At 72.4% G+C, this 18,968-nt stretch carries 17 protein-coding genes; 12 read left to right on the top strand and 5 right to left on the bottom strand.

The window, feature by feature from the left end; translation table 11 throughout:
• Nucleotides 1–15 precede the first annotated feature (15 nt).
• From HD597_RS05010 to HD597_RS04975, 8 genes are all read left to right on the top strand, one after another.
• Nucleotides 16–1,842, top strand: coding sequence for a CHAT domain-containing protein (locus HD597_RS05010; RefSeq protein ID WP_253740523.1), 1,827 nt, complete (start codon nt 16–18; stop codon nt 1,840–1,842).
• Nucleotides 1,843–1,895: 53 nt separating this feature from the next.
• Nucleotides 1,896–2,792 (top strand): haloalkane dehalogenase, encoded by an 897-nt coding sequence (locus HD597_RS05005; protein WP_253740522.1) that lies wholly within the window; start codon nt 1,896–1,898, stop codon nt 2,790–2,792.
• Nucleotides 2,793–2,856: 64 nt separating this feature from the next.
• The gene (locus HD597_RS05000) at nt 2,857–5,208 is read left to right on the top strand and encodes an AAA family ATPase (protein WP_253740521.1); all 2,352 of its coding nucleotides are present in this window, start codon (nt 2,857–2,859) and stop codon (nt 5,206–5,208) included.
• Nucleotides 5,209–5,315: 107 nt separating this feature from the next.
• Nucleotides 5,316–6,296, top strand: coding sequence for an ABC transporter permease (locus tag HD597_RS04995; RefSeq protein ID WP_253740520.1), 981 nt, complete (start codon nt 5,316–5,318; stop codon nt 6,294–6,296).
• Entirely contained in the window at nt 6,296–7,201 is a 906-nt protein-coding gene (locus tag HD597_RS04990) for an ABC transporter permease (protein WP_253740519.1), read from the top strand. Before HD597_RS04995 ends, HD597_RS04990 begins: the two co-directional genes overlap by 1 nt.
• A complete protein-coding gene (locus HD597_RS04985; protein WP_253740518.1) occupies nt 7,201–9,225 on the top strand; it encodes a dipeptide ABC transporter ATP-binding protein in 2,025 nt (674 codons plus the stop codon). The genes HD597_RS04990 and HD597_RS04985 overlap by 1 nt, the downstream gene beginning before the upstream one ends.
• Nucleotides 9,226–9,256: 31 nt before the next feature.
• Nucleotides 9,257–10,951 carry an ABC transporter family substrate-binding protein gene (locus HD597_RS04980; protein WP_253740517.1) on the top strand — a complete coding sequence of 565 codons (1,695 nt, stop codon included), beginning with the start codon at nt 9,257–9,259 and terminating at the stop codon, nt 10,949–10,951.
• 32 nt (nt 10,952–10,983) lie between these two features.
• On the top strand, nt 10,984–12,084 hold the full coding sequence (locus HD597_RS04975; protein ID WP_253740516.1) for a winged helix DNA-binding domain-containing protein: 1,101 nt from the start codon (nt 10,984–10,986) through the stop codon (nt 12,082–12,084).
• Between the two features lie 84 nt (nt 12,085–12,168).
• Here HD597_RS04975 and HD597_RS04970 read toward each other — a convergent pair whose 3' ends face one another.
• Both HD597_RS04970 and HD597_RS04965 read right to left on the bottom strand, forming a co-directional pair.
• Nucleotides 12,169–12,420 carry a metallothionein gene (locus HD597_RS04970; protein ID WP_253740515.1) on the bottom strand — a complete coding sequence of 84 codons (252 nt, stop codon included), beginning with the start codon at nt 12,418–12,420 and terminating at the stop codon, nt 12,169–12,171.
• Between the two features lie 77 nt (nt 12,421–12,497).
• Complete coding sequence (locus HD597_RS04965) at nt 12,498–13,595, bottom strand: MFS transporter (protein WP_253740514.1); 1,098 nt, start codon at nt 13,593–13,595, stop codon at nt 12,498–12,500.
• 48 nt (nt 13,596–13,643) lie between these two features.
• Here HD597_RS04965 and HD597_RS04960 point away from each other — a divergent pair, with 48 nt between their 5' ends.
• The 3 genes from HD597_RS04960 (at nt 13,644) to HD597_RS04950 (ending at nt 15,143) form a co-directional block, all read left to right on the top strand.
• Complete coding sequence (locus tag HD597_RS04960) at nt 13,644–14,123, top strand: hypothetical protein (protein WP_253740513.1); 480 nt, start codon at nt 13,644–13,646, stop codon at nt 14,121–14,123.
• A gap of 112 nt (nt 14,124–14,235) precedes the next feature.
• Nucleotides 14,236–14,679, top strand: a complete 444-nt coding sequence (locus tag HD597_RS04955) for a carboxymuconolactone decarboxylase family protein (protein WP_253740512.1) — start codon at nt 14,236–14,238, stop codon at nt 14,677–14,679.
• A gap of 296 nt (nt 14,680–14,975) precedes the next feature.
• Nucleotides 14,976–15,143 carry a hypothetical protein gene (locus HD597_RS04950; protein ID WP_253740511.1) on the top strand — a complete coding sequence of 56 codons (168 nt, stop codon included), beginning with the start codon at nt 14,976–14,978 and terminating at the stop codon, nt 15,141–15,143.
• A 23-nt stretch (nt 15,144–15,166) separates the two neighbouring features.
• Here HD597_RS04950 and HD597_RS04945 read toward each other — a convergent pair whose 3' ends face one another.
• Nucleotides 15,167–15,790 carry a pyridoxamine 5'-phosphate oxidase family protein gene (locus HD597_RS04945; protein ID WP_253740510.1) on the bottom strand — a complete coding sequence of 208 codons (624 nt, stop codon included), beginning with the start codon at nt 15,788–15,790 and terminating at the stop codon, nt 15,167–15,169.
• Nucleotides 15,791–15,823: 33 nt separating this feature from the next.
• A complete protein-coding gene (locus HD597_RS04940; protein ID WP_253740509.1) occupies nt 15,824–16,345 on the bottom strand; it encodes a winged helix-turn-helix transcriptional regulator in 522 nt (173 codons plus the stop codon).
• Nucleotides 16,346–16,430: 85 nt separating this feature from the next.
• On the opposite strand from HD597_RS04940, the gene HD597_RS04935 reads away from it, so the two are divergent.
• Complete coding sequence (locus tag HD597_RS04935) at nt 16,431–17,747, top strand: MFS transporter (protein ID WP_253740508.1); 1,317 nt, start codon at nt 16,431–16,433, stop codon at nt 17,745–17,747.
• 96 nt (nt 17,748–17,843) lie between these two features.
• Here HD597_RS04935 and HD597_RS04930 read toward each other — a convergent pair whose 3' ends face one another.
• A complete protein-coding gene (locus HD597_RS04930) occupies nt 17,844–18,929 on the bottom strand; it encodes a PrsW family intramembrane metalloprotease (protein ID WP_253740507.1) in 1,086 nt (361 codons plus the stop codon).
• Between the last annotated feature and the right edge of the window lie 39 nt (nt 18,930–18,968).

Raw genomic sequence — 18,968 nt, 5'->3', positions numbered from 1 at the left:
CCGATCATGGGACGCGTGGGGACCGACGAAAGCGGCAAAACAGGCAACCATCCCGACCGGTCCTCACGCGAATGGTGCGAGGAGGCCCTGACCAGGCTGAACGCCGGCCGCCCCGAGTCCGCTCTGGACGCCGCCCGCCGCGCCGCCGACCTCGACCCCGGCTCCGAGTGGGCGCACCGGCTGATCAGCCTGGCCCACGAACGGCTGGGCCGCGAGGCCGAGGCCGTGCCCGCCGCCGAGCGGGCGGTGGAGCTGGCCCGTGGCTCGTGGCAGGCCCGGCTGCGCCTGGCCGCGGTGCTGCGCCGGGCGCCCGGGCGGTGGGCGGAGGCGGTCGAGCAGGCCGAGCTGGCCAGGAAGTTCGCACCCGAGGAGGCGGGGCCCGAGATCATGCTCGGCGACCTCGCCCTGCTGCGCGGCGACCACGCGCGGGCCGAGCACTCCTACCGGGCCGCGCTCGCCATCGACCCCGAGGCCCCGCAGGCCCGCGTCAACCTCGGACTGGCGCTGCTGCGCTGGGACCGGCCCCGGCCGCACCACGACCCGGCCTGGCCGGTCGACCCGCGCGAGACGGGCCGGGCCAGGCGCGCGCTGGAGGTCTGGTCCCGCCAGGTGCGGCTGCTGCTCGCCGTGGCCACGCTGGGGATCGCCGCGTGCGCGCTGCTGCTCGACCGGGGCGCCGAGGCCAGGCTCGCCGGTTGCGCGGTGCTCCTGCTGCTGGTGCCGCTCACGGTGCGGCAGGCGCGGCGGGTCGGCGTCTGGCCGTACGCGGGGGCGATGCTGGGCCGGGACCCCTGGCTCGGGGTGTCGGTGGTGTCGGCGGCCCTGTCGGTGGTGGCGTTCGCCGCGTGGCTGCTGCTCGGCGCCGTACGGGTGCTGCCGCCCTCGTTCGATCCCGTCTGGGCCGGGCTGGCGGGCATCGTCGTGCTGGGGTGGCCCGCGCTGGCGGCGGTGCGGGCCCTGGCCGAGTCGTGGCGGGGGCGCCCGCTGCGGGCGCTGGCCGTGACGGAGCCGGCGCGGGAGAGCGAGCGGACCGCCCGGCGCAACGCGGGGGTGGCCCTGTGGATCGTGCTCGGCCGGACCTGGTCGGTGCTGGTGGCGGTGGTGGCGGGGGCGCTGGTGGTGGAGCCGCGGGCGGCGGTGGCCGCGGTGGCGGTGCCGTACCCGGTGGTGCGGGGTTACCTGCGTGCCCGGCGCCGCGGCCACCAGCGGGGTGATCCGTGGCTGGCCGCCGCGACCTGGCTGGTCGTGCCCGCGGCCGTGGCCTGCGCGGCGGGCGGGCTGCTCGGGGCGGCGGAAGGGCTCTTCGGGACAGCGGGCGGGGCCCGGTGGTCGCAGGCGCCGTCGGAGGCCTGGTCGGGGGCCTGGTCGGGGGCGTGGGCGTGGCGGATCGGGCTCGGCGCGCTGGCCGCCGCTGCGCTGGTGTTCCTGCTGCGGGGGCTGCAGGCGTGGTGGCGGGGCGGGCCGGGGCCGTGGCGTTCCTCCCTGCTCATGTGCGACCTGCCCGTGGGCGCCGGGCCGTCGGTGGCGCTGGACCCCGAGGTGCGCCAGACCTTCTCCTACGCCCGCAGCATCGTGCTGTCGTACGGGGACGCGCTCGGGCCCCGGGTCGCGGGCGCGGTGGCGTCCGTCACCTCCTCCGGTGAGCTGCGGCTGATCGCCGAGACGGCGGCGTGGGCGGCGATCGAGGAGGACCCGAGGGTGGCGGTGTTCGCCACCGATCCGCTGCAGCGGCGGTTCTGGGTCGAGGTGCGCGGCGTCGCCAGGGCCGACTCCGACGTGCTGCGCGTGACGCCCAAGCAGGTGCTGTTCGGCGAGTTCCCCGGACGGCACCAGCGCCGCTGACGCGGTGGGTGCGCTCTGGCGCGGGGCGGCACCAGCGGGTAGAACCTTGTTCTATGCGGATCCTGCGCACGCCGGACGATCGCTTCACCGACCTGCCCGGCTTCCCCTACGAGCCCCGTTACGCCGAGGTCGGCGACGGCCTGCGCATGGCCTACGTCGAGGCCGGCCCCACCGGCGGCGAGCCCGTCGTGCTGCTGCACGGCGAGCCGAGCTGGTCCTTCCTCTACCGGCACGTCATGGCCGAGCTGGCCGCGGCCGGGCTGCGCGCGATCGCGCCGGACCTGATCGGGTTCGGCCGCTCCGACAAGCCCGCGGACCTCGCCGACCACACCTACGCCCGGCACGTCGAGTGGACCCGGGCGCTGCTGCTCGACGCGCTCGGCCTGAGCGGCATGACCGTGGTCGGCCAGGACTGGGGCGGGCTGATCGGCCTGCGGCTGGCCGCCGAGCACCCGGAGCGCGTGGCGCGGATCGTGGCCGCCAACACGGGCTTGCCGACGGGTGACATTCCCATGCCCGAGGTGTGGCACCGCTTCAGGAACGCGGTGCTCAAGGCCCCGGTGCTGGACGTCGGCAGGCTCGTCCAGGCCGGGTGCGGGAGCGAGCTGCCGAAGGAGGTGCGGGCGGCCTACGACGCGCCGTTTCCCGACGAGTCGTACAAGGCGGGGCCGCGGGCGATGCCCGGGCTGGTCCCGATCGCGCCCGACGACCCCGCCGCTCCCGCCAACCGCGCTGCCTGGCAGGTTCTCACCACACTCGACAGGCCGTTCCTGGTGGCCTTCTCCGACGGGGACCCGATCACGGGGGGCATGGCTCCCATCTTGCGCAAATCGCTGCGCGGCACGGCTGGCCTGCGACATCCCGTGATCAAGGGCGCCGGGCACTTCCTCCAGGAGGACGCGGGGCCCGAACTCGGGCGTCAGATAGCCCTTTTCGTGACCTCCACCTAGCGTGTCAGGACCGCCCAACAGTCGGTCCCGTGCGGTATAACCGGGGGCGGACCGGGGAGGCGTGATGCGTGAGTCCGGCAGGGCCCAGACCGCGGGGCGGGCCGCGGCGCGGGATCTGTTCGAGAAGGTTCGGCTGCGGTATTTCCAGATTCCCCCGGCCGTGCGCCGGGTGCTCTACGTGGCCGCGCTCGTGGTCACCATGGGCGTGGGCGCAGCCCTCGGGTGGGACCTGCTCAAGACCTTCCCCCTCGTGCTCCTGCTGCTCGCGTTCGTGGCGCTGACCATGCGCTATCCCAGGGCCGCCGCCACCGCGCTGGTCGTGGCGGGCTGGATGGCGCTGGCGCTGCAGGTCTTCGGGCGGCTGTTCCCCGACGGCGCGGCCACCGTGCACGTGATGGTCTTCCTCGCCCTGCCCGTCGCCGGAGCGGCGCACCTCATCCGCTGGGTGACGCCGTGGGTGAGCACGCTGATGGCGCTGGCGCCCGCCGGGCTGCTCGCCGCCGCGATCTCCCCCGTCTCCGACAGCACGGCCGTCTGGGTGGCCTGCGCCGCCGCCGTGGCCGTCCTCGGCTACCGGTTCGTGCTGGCCAGGAAGGTCCGCGCGGAGAGCGTCCTCGCCGAGGAGCAGCAGGTGCGCGTCAGGGTCCGCGAGGGCAGGCCGGAGGCGCCCCACGACAGGTCGGGCGCGCCGCCGCAGATCTCCGTCGAGGACGCGCTCGCCGAGCTGGAGAGCATGATCGGGCTGGCCCCGGTCAAGGAGCAGGTGCGCTCGATCGCCGCCTCCATCGAGGCGTCGCGGCTGCGCGCCGAGGCCGGCTACACCGCCGAGCGGCCCACCAGGCACTTCGTGTTCGTGGGCCCGCCCGGCACCGGCAAGACGAGCGTGGCCCGCGCGCTGGCCAAGATCTTCTACGCGTTCGGCCTGCTGGAGACGCCGTACGTGGTGGAGGCGCAGCGGGCCGACCTGGTGGGCGAGTTCCTGGGCGCGACCGCGATCAAGACCAACGAGCTGGTGGACCGGGCGCTGGGCGGCGTGCTGTTCATCGACGAGGCGTACGGGCTGGTCAACTCCTCCGACGGGCAGCCCGACCGGTTCGGCGCCGAGGCCGTGCAGACGCTGCTCAAGCGGGCCGAGGACGACCGCGAGCGGCTGATCATCATCCTGGCCGGCTACGAGCAGGAGATGGGCTCGTTCCTGACCAGCAATCCCGGGCTGGCCAGCAGGTTCGCCACGCGGGTGCGCTTTCCCGGCTACTCCCCCGCCGAGCTGGTCGAGGTCACAGAGCTGCTGCAGCGGCGCAGGGGCGACCAGATGGACGAGGCGACCAAGCGGGTGCTGCTCGGCCTCTACGACGACGTGCACCGCCGCGGCCTGGTCGACGAGCTGGGCAACGCCCGGTTCGCGCGCAGCCTGGTGGAGGCCTCCGCGCAGGCCCGCGACGTCCGGGTGGTGGGCGCCGGCGGCACGCCGAGCACGCAGGACCTCGTCACCACGACCACGCCCGACGTGACCAAGGCGTTCGAGGAGCTGACCGCCCGCTTCCGCGGCTACGTGGCCACGCCCACGCTGGAGGAGGCGCTGGCCGACCTCGACAGGATGGCCGGGCTGGCTCCGGTCAAGCGGCAGGTGCACGCGATCGCGGCCCAGCTCCAGGTGGCCAGGATGCGCCAGGAGCGCGGGCTGCCCACGCCGCAGCAGATGCGGCACTTCGTGTTCGTCGGCCCGCCGGGCACCGGCAAGACCACGGTCGCCCGCGTGCTGGGCCGCGTCTTCGCCGCGCTCGGCCTGCTGGCCAGGCCCGACGTGGTGGAGGCGCACCGGGCCGACCTGGTCGGCCAGCATCTCGGGGCGACCGCCATCAAGACCAACGAGCTGGTGGACCGGGCGCTGGGCGGCGTGCTGTTCATCGACGAGGCCTACAGCCTGGTCAACCCCGGCTACCAGGGCGGCGACGCGTTCGGCGCCGAGGCGGTGCAGACGCTGCTCAAGCGGGCCGAGGACGACCGCGACCGGCTGGTCGTCGTGCTGGCCGGCTACGAGCGCGAGATGGACGCGTTCCTGGCCACCAACCCCGGCCTGGCCAGCCGCTTCAACCAGCGCGTGGCCTTCCCCAGCTACTCCCCGCGCGAGCTGTCGCAGATCGCGGTGCTGCTGGCGGAGAAGTCGGGCGACACCTTCGACGACGAGGCGCTGCACCGGCTCGACGAGGTGTTCACCTGGGTGTGCGAGGACCGGCTGATCGACGGGCTGGGCAACGGCCGCTTCGCCAGGTCCCTGTTCGAGCGGGCGGCCATGCGGCGCGACGTGCGGCTGGCCGCCCACGCCTCGCGCGGCGGCTCCGCCAGCGCGGCCGACCTGACGACGATCACCAGCGAGGACGTGCGCACAGCGGTGGACGAACTCTCCGGACGCTGACCTTCTTCACATGTTCCGTGCGGCGCGGGGCTCACATGGTGTAGCAATGTGACTACGATGAGTCCGGTGGCTCGGTCGTGCGTGCGGGGCGCGTAGGAGGGGGAGCGATGGCGGGGTTCCTGGCCCGCAGGCTGCTCAACTACGCCGTGCTCGTGGTCGTGGCCGCCAGCCTCGCCTACCTGCTGGCGGCGACGGCGCTCGACCCGCGCTCCAACTACGCCGACCGCACCCCCAAACCGCCGCCCGCCGTGGTCGACGCCCAGCTCGCCGCGCTCAACCTCAACGACAAGACGCCACTGCTGCAGCGCTACGCCGTCTGGGCCGGCGGCGTGCTGCGCGGCGACTTCGGCCGCACGGTGGCGGGCGCGCCGGTCAACGAGGATCTCAAGCGCCGCATGGGCGTGACGTTCCGGCTGGTCATCCTCGGGCTGCTGTGCGGCAGCCTGCTGGGCGTGCTCGTGGGCGCGCTGGCGGCCGTGCGGCAGTACGGCTGGTTCGACCGGCTGTCCACCGGGCTGTCGTTCCTGGTGCTCGCGGTGCCGGTGGTGGTGCTGGCCAACATGCTGATCCTGGTCGCGGCGTGGGCCAACCAGCACCTGTTCGGCCGCCAGGTGCTCCTGGTCAGCGGCGAGTACAGCGCCGACGTCGAGGGCCTGTGGAACCAGGCGGTCGACCGGCTGCAGCACCTGGTCCTGCCGACGATCTCGCTGTCGGTGGGGCTGATCGCGGTCTTCAGCCGCTACCAGCGCAACATGATGCTCGACGTGCTCGGCGCCGACTTCGTCCGCACGGCCAGGGCCAAGGGGCTGAGCAGGCGCAAGGCGCTGACCCGCCACGCGCTGCGCACCGCGATGATCCCGGTGGTGACCTACTTCGCGTTCACGTTCGGGGCGCTGCTGACGGGCGCCACGTTCACGGAGAAGATCTTCGGCTGGCACGGGCTGGGCGAGCAGCTCATCAACTCGATCTTCAGCAACGACGTCAACACCGTCGCCGCCATCTCCCTGCTGGCCGCCGTCGCCGTCCTGTGCGCCTCGCTGGCCGCCGACCTCCTGCGTGCCGCGCTCGACCCGAGGGTGCGGGCCTGATGACGCTGTCGGAGGAGGAGCAGGCGGAGGAGCTCGCCGACGGCGTGCTGACCAGGGCGCCGTCCAGGTCGCGGATGGTCGCCGGGCGGTTCTTCCGCTCCACTCAGGGGCTGATCGGGTTCGCGGTGCTGGCGCTGATGTTCCTGCTGGCCTTCGTGGGGCCGCTGTTCAGCCCGTGGACCTACACCGACAAGGACTTCACCGCGTTCATGCAGCCACCGTCGGCCCGCCACTGGTTCGGAACGCTCCAAACGGGCTCCGACGTGTTCGCCGTGACGCTGCGCGGCATGCAGAAGTCGCTGGTCGTCGGGCTGCTGGCGGCCCTGGTCTCCACGGCGCTGGCGGCGGTCGTGGGCGCGTTCGCGGGCTACTTCCTGGGCTGGACGGACCGGGTGCTGAGCTGGGTGACCGACCTGCTGCTCGTGCTGCCCGCGTTCCTCATCCTGGCGATCCTGTCGCCGCTGTTCGGGTCGGGGCAGTGGCCGCTGTTCGTGGTCATGCTGGCGTTGTTCCTGTGGATGGTGACCTCGAAGATCGTGCGCGGGATGGCGATCTCGGTCAAGGAGCGCGAGTTCGTCCAGGCCGCCCGCTACATGGGCGTGCCGCCGGTGCGGATCATCTTCCGCCACGTGATCCCCAACCTGTCGTCGCTGCTCATCGTGGACGCCACGCTCAACGTGAGCAGCGCGATCCTGACCGAGACGTCGCTGTCGTACTTCGGGTTCGGCATCCAGCCGCCCGACGTGTCGTTCGGGACGCTCATCGCCGACGGCTCCAAGACCGCGGTGTACGCGCCGTGGACGTTCTGGTTCGTGGCCGGGCTGCTGGTGGTCACCGTGCTGGCGGTCAACCTCGTCGGCGACGCGCTGCGTGACGCGTTCGACCCCTCCTCCGGGAAGGCGTGATGGACGAGCCGGTGCTGGAGGTCACCGACCTCAACGTGTCCTTCGGCGACGTGCGCGCCGTGCGCGGGGTGAGCTACGCCGTACGGCCGGGCGAGGTGCTCGGCATCGTGGGCGAGTCAGGCTCGGGCAAGTCGGTCACCTCTGCCGCCGTGATGGGCCTGCTGCCGCCCGGGGCGCGCGTCACCGGCTCGGTACGCCTGCACGGCAAGGAGCTGATCGGCGCACCCGAGCGAGCCCTGAACTCCTTCCGCGGCAAGTCCATCTCGATGGTCTTCCAGGACCCGCTGTCCGCCCTCACCCCGGTCTACCGGGTGGGCGACCAGATCGCCGAGGCCGTGCGCGTGCACCAGCGGGTCGGCAAGGAGACGGCCCTGGTCAAGGCGATCGAGCTGCTGGAGCTGGTGGGCATCCCGCGGCCGGCCGAGCGGGCGCTGGCCTTCCCGCACGAGTTCTCCGGCGGCATGCGGCAGCGCGTGGTGATCGCGATGGCCATCGCCAACGACCCCGACGTGATCATCTGCGACGAGCCGACCACGGCGCTCGACGTGACCATCCAGGCGCAGGTGCTGGAGGTGCTCAAGCGGGCGCAGGCCAAGACCGGCGCGGCCATCATCATGATCACCCACGATCTCGGGGTGGTGGCCGGGTTCGCCGACCGGGTGCTCGTCATGTACGCCGGGCGGCCCGTCGAGGTGGGCGGCGTGGACGACATCTACTACCGCACGCGGATGCCGTACACCGCGGGCCTGCTCGGCTCGGTCCCGCGCGTCGACCGGCGCGGGCGGCAGCCGCTGACGCCCATCGAGGGCAGCCCTCCCTCGCCCGCCGCGCTGCCGCCCGGCTGCCCGTTCGCGCCGCGCTGCCCGATGCGGATCGGCGCGTGCGACGAGCAGGAGCCGCCGCTGTTCGAGGTGGGCCCGGCGCACCGGGCGGCGTGCATCCGGTGGGAGGAGGTGCATCCGCGCGGGCCGGGCCGGCACGAGGCGCCGTCCGGCGGCCCCCGGCTGAGCGTGCGCGGCGAGCGCAGCGTGCTGGAGGTGCACCACCTGGTCAAGGACTACCCCCTGCTCAAGGGGGCGGTGTTCAAGCGCCGGGTGGGCACCGTGCACGCGGTGGCCGGGGTCAGCTTCGACATCCGGCAGGGCGAGACGCTGGGCCTGGTCGGCGAATCGGGCAGCGGCAAGACGACCACGCTGACGCAGATCCTGGAGCTGGTCCCGCCCCAGGAGGGCGGCATCGTGGTGCTCGGGCACGACATCGCCAGGCTGGGCCGGGCCGAGCGCAGGGAGATCCGGCGCGACATGCAGGTCGTCTTCCAGGATCCGCTGGCCTCGCTCGACCCGCGCATGACCGTGCACGACATCCTGGCCGAGCCGCTGCGTACGCACGGGCGGCCCGGCGTGGGGCGGCGGGTCCGCGAGCTGCTCGCCCTGGTCGGCCTCGACCCCTCCCACGCCGCCCGCTACCCGCAGGGCTTCTCCGGCGGGCAGCGGCAGCGCATCGGCATCGCCAGGGCGCTGGCGCTGGAGCCCCGGCTGCTCGTGCTCGACGAGCCGGTCTCCGCGCTCGACGTGTCGATCCAGGCCGGCGTGATCAACCTGCTCGGCTCGCTCAGGGCCAGGCTCGGGCTGTCCTACCTGTTCGTGGCGCACGACCTGGCGGTGGTGCGGTACATCGCCGACCGGGTGGCGGTGATGTACCTCGGCAGGATCGCCGAGCTCGGCCAGGTGGACGCGGTCTACGACAACCCGGCCCATCCGTACACCCAGGCGCTGCTCTCGGCGATCCCGCTGCCCGATCCGGTACGCGAGCGCGCCCGCGAGCGGATCCTGCTCGAAGGCGACCTGCCCAGCCCGGCCAACCCTCCGACGGGCTGTCGATTCCGCACCAGGTGCCCCAAGTTCCGCAACGAGCTCACCGACGCGGAGCGCGCGCTCTGCGTCGGCGTCGAGCCCGAGGTGCGGCCTGTGGGCGAGGACCAGGGTGCGGCCTGCCATTACGCAGAGAGACGCGAAGTCGTATAGACCTCGCTCGATCCAGGAGGAATGTCGCGCGATGAAAGCATCACGTCTGGCCGTGGCCGTCGCCGTGGCGGCTTCGCTGCTGCCCGCGGGCTGCGGTGGAGGCCACGGCAGCGGGCCGGGGGGCCATGAGAGCGCCGGGGACGAGCGGACGATCAAAGCCTCCGACCTCAACCCACAGCCGCGCGAGAAGGTCAAGGACGGCGGCACGCTGCGCTGGGGCATCAACGAGTTCCCCACCCAGTGGAACCGCACCCACGTCGACGGCAACCTCGCGATGGCGGCCGTGATCAGCAACGCGCTGCTGCCGTCGCCGTTCACGTCCAACGAGAAGGCGGAGATCGCGGTCGACCCCGACTACGTGCTCGACGCCAAGGTCACCGAGCAGCGGCCGAAGCAGGTCGTGACGTACACGCTGAACCCGAAGGCCAGGTGGTCGGACGGGAAGCCGATCACGTGGGCCGACTACCAGGCGCAGTGGCAGGCGCTCAACGGGCGTGACCCGGCCTTCCACATCGTCTCCTCGACCGGTTACCAGGACATCGAGAAGGTGGCGCGGGGCAAGGACGACCACGAGGTGGTGGTGACGTTCCGCAAGCCGTTCGGTGACTGGCAGGCGCTGTTCGGGCCGCTGCTGCCGGCCGCCACGAACCGCAGCGCGCAGACGTTCAACAACGCGTGGGTGAACCGGATCCCGGTGACGGCGGGGCCGTTCAAGTTCGGCGGGTTCGACCAGACGGCCAAGACCATCACGATCGTGCGGGACGACACGTGGTGGGGCGAGCGGGCCAAGCTGGACAAGATCATCTATCGGGCCTCGGAGCAGGACTCGCTGATCGGGGCGTTCAACAACGGCGAGCTCGACGTCATCGACGTCGGCACGTCCGCGCCCGACTACGCGCGCGCCAAGGCCACCGCGGGCGCCCAGGTACGCCAGGCGGCCGGCCCCGACTTCCGGCACCTCACCTTCAACGGCTCCAGCGAGCTGCTCAAGGACCGCAACGTCCGGCAGGCCATCCAGCTCGGCATCAACCGCCAGGCCATCGCCCAGTCGGACCTGCAGGGCCTCGACTGGCCGATCGCGCTGCTGAACAACCACTTCTTCATGAACACCCAGGAGGGCTACCAGGACAACGCGGGCGCGCTGGGCGCCTACAACCCCGAGAAGGCCAAGCAGATGCTGGACGCCGCCGGGTGGCGGCTGAACGGCACGGTCAGGCAGAAGGACGGCAAGCCTCTCGACCTGCGGTTCGTGGTGCCGTCCGGGGTGCAGATCAGCAAGGCGGAAGGCGAGCTGGTGCAGAGCATGCTCGGTCAGATCGGCGTCAAGATCACGATCAGGGCCGTGCCCAGCGACGACTTCTTCACCAAGTACGTGATCCCCGGCAACTTCGACATCACCCCGTTCGCCTACATCGGCACGCCCTTCCCCGTCTCCAGCAGCTTCGGCATCTACGCCAACGCCGCCAACGGCCAGAACTGGAACGCCAACTTCGGCCGCACCGGCTCGCCGGCCATCGACGAGGCCATGAGCAGGGCCGCCCAGAGCCTCGACCCCGTACGCGCCCGCGCGGCCACGCAGGCCGCCGACCGGCTCATCTGGGAGCTGGTGAACGTGCTGCCGCTCTACCAGCGGCCGCAGATGGTGGCCGTGCGCAAGGAGCTGGCGAACATCGGGGCGCGCGGCTTCGACGACCTGCGCTACCAGGACATCGGTTTCACGGACTGAACCTGTCCGCGATCCGGTGTAGTAATGGCCAGGTGAAACTGACGTGGTCCCAGATCCTTGCCTGGCGGTTGAGCAGGCAGTTCGTGAGCGCGGCCGACGGCGCCGGCGCGGTGGCGGTCGCGCGGCGGCTGTGCGGGGTGCAGGCGCAGGTCGCCTCCTCCGCCCGGCTCGCCGTGGCCGTCAGGAGCGCCCGGCCCGATCCCGGGGAGATCGACCGGGCGTTGTGGAGCGATCGCACGCTCGTCAAGACGTGGCTCATGCGGGGCGGCACTCTGCACCTGGTGCCGTCGGACCAGCTCGCCGACTACTGCGCGGCGCTGAGCACGCTGCGCTTCTGGGAGAAGGGCGCCTGGCTGCGCGGCCAGGGCGTCACCGCCGGGGAGATCGCGGCCATCCTCGACGCCGTGCCCGCCGCGCTCGGCGACCAGGCCCTGACCAGGGAGGAGCTGGTCGACGCCGTGGTGGCGCGGACCGGTGACGCGCACCTGCGGGAAGCGCTCTCCTCCGGCTGGGGCGCGCTGCTCAAGCCGCTGAGCCGGCTCGGTGAGCTGTGCTACGGGCCGCCGCGCGAGGGCAAGGTGACGTTCACCACGCCGCGTTCCTGGATTCCCGGCTGGCCCGGCTCGCTGCCGCCGCAGGAGGAGGCGGGGGTGCGCCTGGTGCGGGCGTTCCTGGGCGCGCACGGGCCGGCCACGCCGCGGATGTTCGACACGTGGCTCTTCGGCGGGACGGCTCCCAAGGCCGTGCTGAAGGGCTGGTTCCGGGAGCTGGAGCGCGAGCTGACGGAGGTGGAGACCGACGACGGCGCCACGCTGGTGGCGCTGACCGCGCACCTCGACTCCCTCGCCGCCACCGCGCCTTCGGCCGAGGTGCACCTGCTGCCCGGCTTCGACCAGTACATCCTGGGCGCGCCGCGTGACCTCGCACCGCTGCTGCCGCCTGAGCTCAAGGCCAAGGTGAGCAGGCAGGCAGGCTGGATCTCCCCCGTGGTCGTCCACGAGGGGCGGGTCGCCGGGGTGTGGGAGACCAAGGGCGGGGACATCACGCTCGATCTCGCCGCCCCTGTGCCTCAGGAGCCGCTGGACGCGGCGGTCTCACGCATGCGCGAGGTGCTCGGCGCGTTCAGCGCCTAGCTTCGCGCGCCGCCGTCGCCTCAGGTGCCCTGGCGCCCTGGCGCCCTGGCGCTCAGGCGCTCAGGCGCTCAGGCGCTCAGGCGCTCAGGCCGAGGTGCCGGCCATGACGCGGTCGACGATGCCCTCGCTGCCCTCCTCACGCGCGCAGTGGGCGCAGCAGTACCAGTGTTCGCCGGACTGCACGCCGTGCCCGATGACCTTGGTGCCGCAGTGCTCGCAGACGGGCGCCATGGCCTCGATCGCGCACTGGAAGCAGTCGAAGGTGTGCACCGCTCCCTGGGCGTGCACCTCGAAGGCCATGTCGTAGTCGTTACCACAGGTCTCGCAGACAGCCATGGTGATCCCCTTCGCAGTCGATCCGCCGAGGGGGATACCCGGTTCTGTGGTCTCTTTTCCCCAAGAAAGCACCATAATCAGGCTCGCGGGCGCTCGAAGGCGGCCCGGGCGACCAGGGGCAGGCCCAGCAGACCCAGGGCGGCCAGCGCGACGGGCAGGCCGAGCCACCCGCTCAGGCCCGCCACCAGCAGCGGGCTCACCACGAACCCCGTGTAGGAGATCGTGGACACCCCCCACACCATCGTCCCGCTGGGGTCGTCGGCCGCGGCCCGGCTGAGCAGCGCCGGCACCACCGGCCCGAGCGCCAGCCCGGTGAGCCCGAACCCGGCCAGCGAGACCAGCGCTCCCGCACCGAGCCCGGCCAGCGCGATGCCGGCGCCGCCGCCGAGGCCCGCCACCAGGAACAACACGTTGAGCGGCGTCCTGGGCAGCGCCTGCGCGACCAGCCGGCCAGCCGTCAGCGCCGCCATGTAGACCGCGGGCGCGGCGCTGGCCACCAGCGGCGTGGCGCCCCGGTGCTCCTCCAGCAGCAGGACCGACCACTGCTCCACCGAGTTCTCGATGATCAGGACGCAGGCGGCCAGCACCCCGAGCACCACCGCCGCGCCCCACAGCCGCCGCCCGTCGCCCCCGCCGCGCTCCGGCAGCCCGCGCCCCAGGGGCAGGGCCAGGAGGGTGAGCGAGGTGGCGGCCACGATCAGGGCGATGATCAGGAGCACGGTGGGGACGCCGAGCCCGTACGAGCGGGCCAGGCCGGTGAGCGGCGCCGCGGCGATGACCGCGACCGGGAAGGCGGCGTGCACCGGCTGGAACAGGCGGCGGCCGCTCTCGCGCTCGGCGCGCCCCGTGGCCAGGTTCAGCGTGATGTCGAGGGCGCCGCTGGCGGCGCCGACCAGCAGCAGGGCCAGCGCGAGCTGCCAGGCGTCGCCCGCCGGCCCGATGGCGGCCACGGCGAGCGCGAACAGGATCATGGTCGTCGCCAGCGCGCCCCGTTCGCGCCCCCTGGCCAGCCGCCCTGCCAGCGTCATCGCCGGCAGGGCGCCCACCGGTACGGCACTGAGCGCCAGGCCGAGCTCGCCGGCCGTGAGACCGAGCTCCAGCTTGACGGCGGGCAGCAGGGCCGACCACGACCCCCAGAACACGGCCCAGGCCGCACAGACCGCGATCAACGGCATCTACCAGCACTCCTTGAAATTCCGGTCAGGACTCAGTAAAGATCAGCCTTGCCCACATCGCCCTTCGAAGGGAAGCTCGTGCTCCTCCGCTCGGTCATCGCGGCCTGCCTCGTCGCCGCCGGTATCGCCGCCGTCCCGTCCTCCGCGTACGCCGCCACGGCCGCGTACACTCCCGAGCGCGTCTGCGGCAAGGGCTTCCACCGGGTCAAGGACGGTCACCGCGCGATGCGGACGCGCGGCGGAGCCGTGTTCGGTCATGTGTACCTGATGTACAGCAAGCGCAGCGGCAAGAACTGCGTCGCCGCGATCAAGACCGCCTACACCGGCACGCGCACGGTCACCGGCGCCTACCTGGAGGTCCGGGGCGGCGGCCGCAGCGAGGACGCGCAGCGCTACAAGTACTACGCCGAGACCGGGCACATCGACGGGGCCTGGAAGTGCGTCAGGTACGAGGGCTGGACCCACGACCCCGACAACCGCGTCACGGCGTGGGGCGGCCGCAAGAGCTGGGGCAACTGCGACGGCTGATCGGGGGTAGGGGTCTCCTGACGGTCCAGAAGAACCTTTTTCGCCGTAACTGTCACAACGGGACGGGCTGCCCCGTCCTGCTGGCGTACGGACGAGACCTAGGAGGTTCACCATGACCCAGCGGATCAATGTCGCCCAGCAGGTGCCCGAGGCCTACCACCACTTCCTGGCGGTGGAGAAGCTGCTGCACGACAGCGAGTTGCCCGTCGCCACGATCGAGCTGGTCAAGCTGCGTGCCAGCCAGATCAACGGCTGCGGCTACTGCGTGGACATGCACAGCCGTGACATGAAGAAGGCCGGTGAGAGCGACGAGCGGCTGTGGTCGGTGGTGACGTGGCGCGAGGCCACGGTGTTCACCCCGGCGGAGCGGGCCGCGCTGGCGCTGACGGAGGAGGCCACCAGGCTGCCCGACCGGGAGGCCGTGCCGGACGCGGTGTGGCAGCAGGCGGCCGAGCACTACAGCGAGAAGCAGCTCGGGCTGCTCATCGTGGCCATCGCGATGATCAACGCCTGGAACCGCATCGGCGTCACGGCGCGCCTGACTCCCGGCCACTGACCGGGAGCCCCCGCTCATCCGTAGAAATGCATTGAGCGGTCACGCGTGCCCGGATTAGGTTGGCGCGCATGGCGGGCCTCACACCCGTCATGCCGCCGCCCAGCGGCGTCGGAAGGGGAGAGCATGAAACGCGTCAGGATCGCCAAGCCCGCGGCCAAGCGGCGCACCTGGCCGGCAGAGCTGGATCTGCGCTCGCCGGCGGGTCGCAGGCTTCCCTATTGACCTGCTCCTTACACCGAACTTACGGGGGTATCGGTAGATAACTGAGGTAACAGGAACATCACGGGGGGCTCACGATGAAGAGGCTTGCGGCGGTGCCGCCACCTGTCGCGCGGCACAAGATCCGCGACATCCGTTCGGCCGGTCGCCGCAGGCCCCCCAGCGATCCCAAGGTGATCGACCTGCACGCCTACACCGGCAAGAACGTCATCCGCTTCCCCGGCGGGCCCACTCCGGCCGCCTGAGGAGCCGGAGCGGGCGCCCGGCGTCAGCCGCCGTACAAGCGCTTGGCGTAGCTCTCGCCGTAGTAGCTTTCGAGCTGTTCGAGGCTCTCCTCCACCGACTGCACGTCCTTGACCATCCTGGCGTGCGACGGCAGCGTGTCGGGGGCCCAGGAGTCGGGCTTCCACAGGCCCGAGCGCAGGAACGCCTTGGGGCAGTGGAAGAAGATCTGCTCGATCTCGACGACGAGCGCGAGATGCGGGCGGTGCCCCTTCACGATCAGCTCGTCGAAGAACGGGGCCTCGCGGACGAGCCGGGCCCGCCCGTTGATGCGCAGCGTCTCGTTCCTGCGGGGGATCAGGAAGAGCAACCCCACGTGCGGATTCTTCAGGATGTTGAGGAATCCGTCCGCCCTGCGGTTGCCCGGGCGGTCGGGGATCGCGATCGTGGTGTCGTCGATGACGTGCACGAAACCGGCCGGGTCGCCCTTGGGCGAGACGTCGCAGTTGCCCGCCTCGTCCGAGGTGGCGATGAGGCAGAACGGCGAGGCCGCCAGCCATTCGCGGTCGCGCTCGTGCAGGCGCTGCCGTTCCTTGGTCGCGGCCCTCGGCATGACCTCGCCGAGCAGCTCGCGCAGCTCGGCCTCCGACCCGATCTCGGCCCAGCTCATGTGATCTCCCTTCGGGGGTAACACCCCATTTTGTCAGGGAATCGGGTCGAGCATCCGGTGTGGCGTCCGAAGGGCGAGACTGACCTGGTCCTGTCGCGCGTCGGCGGCCAGGCCCGGGCCCGGGCGCATCTCGACGTCCTCCAGCTTGACGACGGCGCCGCAGGTCATGCAGGACGACGTCGGCTCCAGCCGGCCTCCGCAGGTCACGTGGTGGAACACGCGGAGCGGGCCCTTCGTGGCGAGGTTCCGCTCGCCCCACTGCGCCAGCGCCAGCACGGGCAGCCAGAGCTCGCGGCCGACCGGGGTCAGGACGTACTCGTCGCGGGGCGGCGTCTCCTGGTAGCGGCGGCGCTCGAACACGCCGGCCTCGACGAGCGTGGCCAGCCGCTGCGACAGCACCGCCTTCGGGATGTCGAGGTGGGCCTGGAAGTCGCCGAAGCGGCGCACGCCGTACAGGGCGTCGCGGACGATGAGCAGCGTCCAGCGCTCGCCGATCACCTCCAGGGCGCTGGCCAGCGCGCAGCTCTGGCCGTCGTAGTTCTTGCCGAGTGCCATGGATCCCATGTTAGTTCATTCACCGAACCGTGTTAGTGTGCGCGGCATGAGTTCAATCACTGAACCGACAATCACTGAACCGGCAGTGCGCCAGGGGACGCTCGCCGTGGCCTCGTCGGTGCCGCTGCTCGTGCTGACCAACTTCACGCTGCCGATGGCGACGCTGCCGCAGACCGCCGCGTCGCTGGGGGCCGGGCCGACGGGGCCGGTGTGGATCCTCGGCTCGATCGCGCTCGGGCTGGCCTCCCTGTTGCTGGTGGCCGGCGGGCTGGCCGACGACCATGGACGCAGGCGGGTGCTCGTGGCGGGGACGTCCGTGATGGGCGCCGCCGAGATCGTGGCCGCGCTGAGCCCGGACGTGCCGGTGTTCGTGCTGGCCCGGCTGGTGCAGGGCGGGGCGGGGGCCGCCATGCTGGCCGCGAGCCTGGGCATCGTGGGGCACGCCTACCCGTCGGGGGCGCGGCGGGTGCGGGCCACCGCTCTGTACGGGGCCATGATCGGGCTGGGCACGGCCGTGGGGCCGCTGCTGTCCGGCGTGCTGGCCGCCGTGGCGAGCTGGCGGTCGGCGTACTGGGTGATGGCGGCCGGAGCGCTGGTGCTGGCGGTCGCGGCGGCGCGCACCCTGGAGGAGTCGCGCTCCGCGGCGCCGCGCAGGTTCGACGTGCCAGGGGTGGTGCTGCTCAGCCTGGGCGTGGCGGCGCTGGTCGCCGGGGTGACCGAGGGGCGGGCCGGGTGGACGCGGCCGGTCGTGGTCGTGGCGTTCGTGCTGGCCGTGGTGCTGGTGGGGGCGTTCGTGGCGATCGAGCGGCGGCGGGCGGAGCCGCTGCTGGACCTGGAGTTGTTCCGGCGGCCGTTGTTCCTGGTCGCGACCGGCGGGGCGCTGGTCGTGGGCGCTGCGGTGGTGGGGCTGCTCAGCTACCTGCCGACCGTGCTGCAGGTGGCTCACGGGCTGACGCCGCTGGACACGGCGCTGCTGTTCTGCGTGTGGTCGGGGTTGTCGTTCGTGGCCTCGCTGCTGGGCGGGCTCGTGCCGCTGCGGGCCGCCGCGCGGCTGGCCCTCGGGCTCGGGCTGAGCGCGCTCGGCTTCGCCGGGCTGCTGGGCGTGGGCTTCTCGCTGTCGCTGCCGCTGGTCGCCGGCGGGCTGGCGGTGAGCGGGGTCGGGTCCGGGCTGATCAACTCCTCGATCACGCACCTGGCGATCGAGAGCGTGCCCGCGCATCGGGTGAGCATGGGCTCGGGAGCGAACAACACCGCCAGGTACATCGGCTCGTCGCTGGGGGCCGCCGGGATCGCGGCGGTCGTCGGGAGCCTCGGGCCGGGGCAGGGAGCGACGGTCGCGGTGGCCGGATGCGTGGTGCTGACCGGGGTCACGGCGCTCGCCGCCCTGCTCGTCCGGGCCTGAGGCTCGTCCGGACTGGGGGCTCGTCCGGGCTGGGGGGTCGTCCGGGCCTGAGGCTCGTCCGGGCTGGGGGGTCGTCCGGGCTGGGGGTTGCCGCCGCTACCAGCGGCGGGTGCGGGCCATCGCGCCGAGCAGGGCGTCGCGCTCCAGCGCGAACCTGCGCGGCTCCACGCCCTGCCGTTCGGCCCGCAGGTGCAGCATGGTCAGCTCGGTCGCCGCCTGCTGGTAGTCGCTCATGGCCTGGCCGACGCCCGCGCCCCTGGCCCACTTGCGGGCCGCCTTGCGGGCGGACAGCGTGGTGAGCATCCGTACGTCGGCGTCGCTGATCAGCCCCGTCTGACTGTAGGCGGGCAGGTAGTAGGCCATCCTGGCGATGAGGTGCCGGCGCTCGACGACGGTGACGACGATGAGCAGGACCAGTGCCGCCATGATGACCAGGTAGGCCACGCCCAGCCACTCGAGCGAGCCGGTGGTGGCCGCACCGTTCCAGAGACCGTGCAGGAAGACCGCGGCCACGTAGCCGAACGGGATCGCCGCGTACCTGGCGGTGTTGTTGCGGGTCAGCGCGTACGCGACGCCAAGGCCGATCATCGAGGTGTAGATCGGATGGCCGAGCGGGTCGATCAGCCCGCGCAGCACGAAGAGCTGGACGGCCGCCCCCGCGCCGTCCTCGCCGAACGCCAGCAGGTAGTAGCCGACGTTCTCCACGGCGGCGAAGCCCAGGCCGGCCATGGAGGCGTACACGATGCCGTCGGTCAGGCCGTCGATCTCGGCCCGCCGGCGCAGGAGCAGCAGCAGGGCCGAGCCCTTGAGCGCCTCCTCCACGAGCGGGGCGATCACGACGACCCCGATGTTCTCGACCGCGGCGGAGGTGTAGCCCGCCCTGACGAAGAACTGCTGGCCGAGGAGCGTCAGCGCGATGCCCGCCACGATGGCCACCCCCGCGCCCCACGCGAAGGCGAAGGCGAGGTGCAGCTTCGGCTCGGGCTCGAGCCTGTCGAGCGAGAGCACCGCCGCGAGCAGCACCGGCAGGGGCGCCACGGCCAGCAGCGCTGACAGGCCGAACCCGAGGGGGCCACCGGAGAGCAGCATGATGACCAGCACGATCAGCGCGAGGACTCCGGAGACGACCAGCCCGATCAGCAGAGCCTTGCTGGGGCGCTGGGCGAGCGGAGGAGCAGTCATGGTGATGCCTCTCTTCCCGTTGGCTTCGCCCACTATGCG

The organism is Nonomuraea thailandensis (assembly GCF_024172165.1).
GTDB lineage: Bacteria > Actinomycetota > Actinomycetes > Streptosporangiales > Streptosporangiaceae > Nonomuraea > Nonomuraea thailandensis.
The sequence above is the reverse complement of the archived record's forward strand: the minus strand, read 5'-3'. Positions and strand labels throughout refer to the sequence as shown.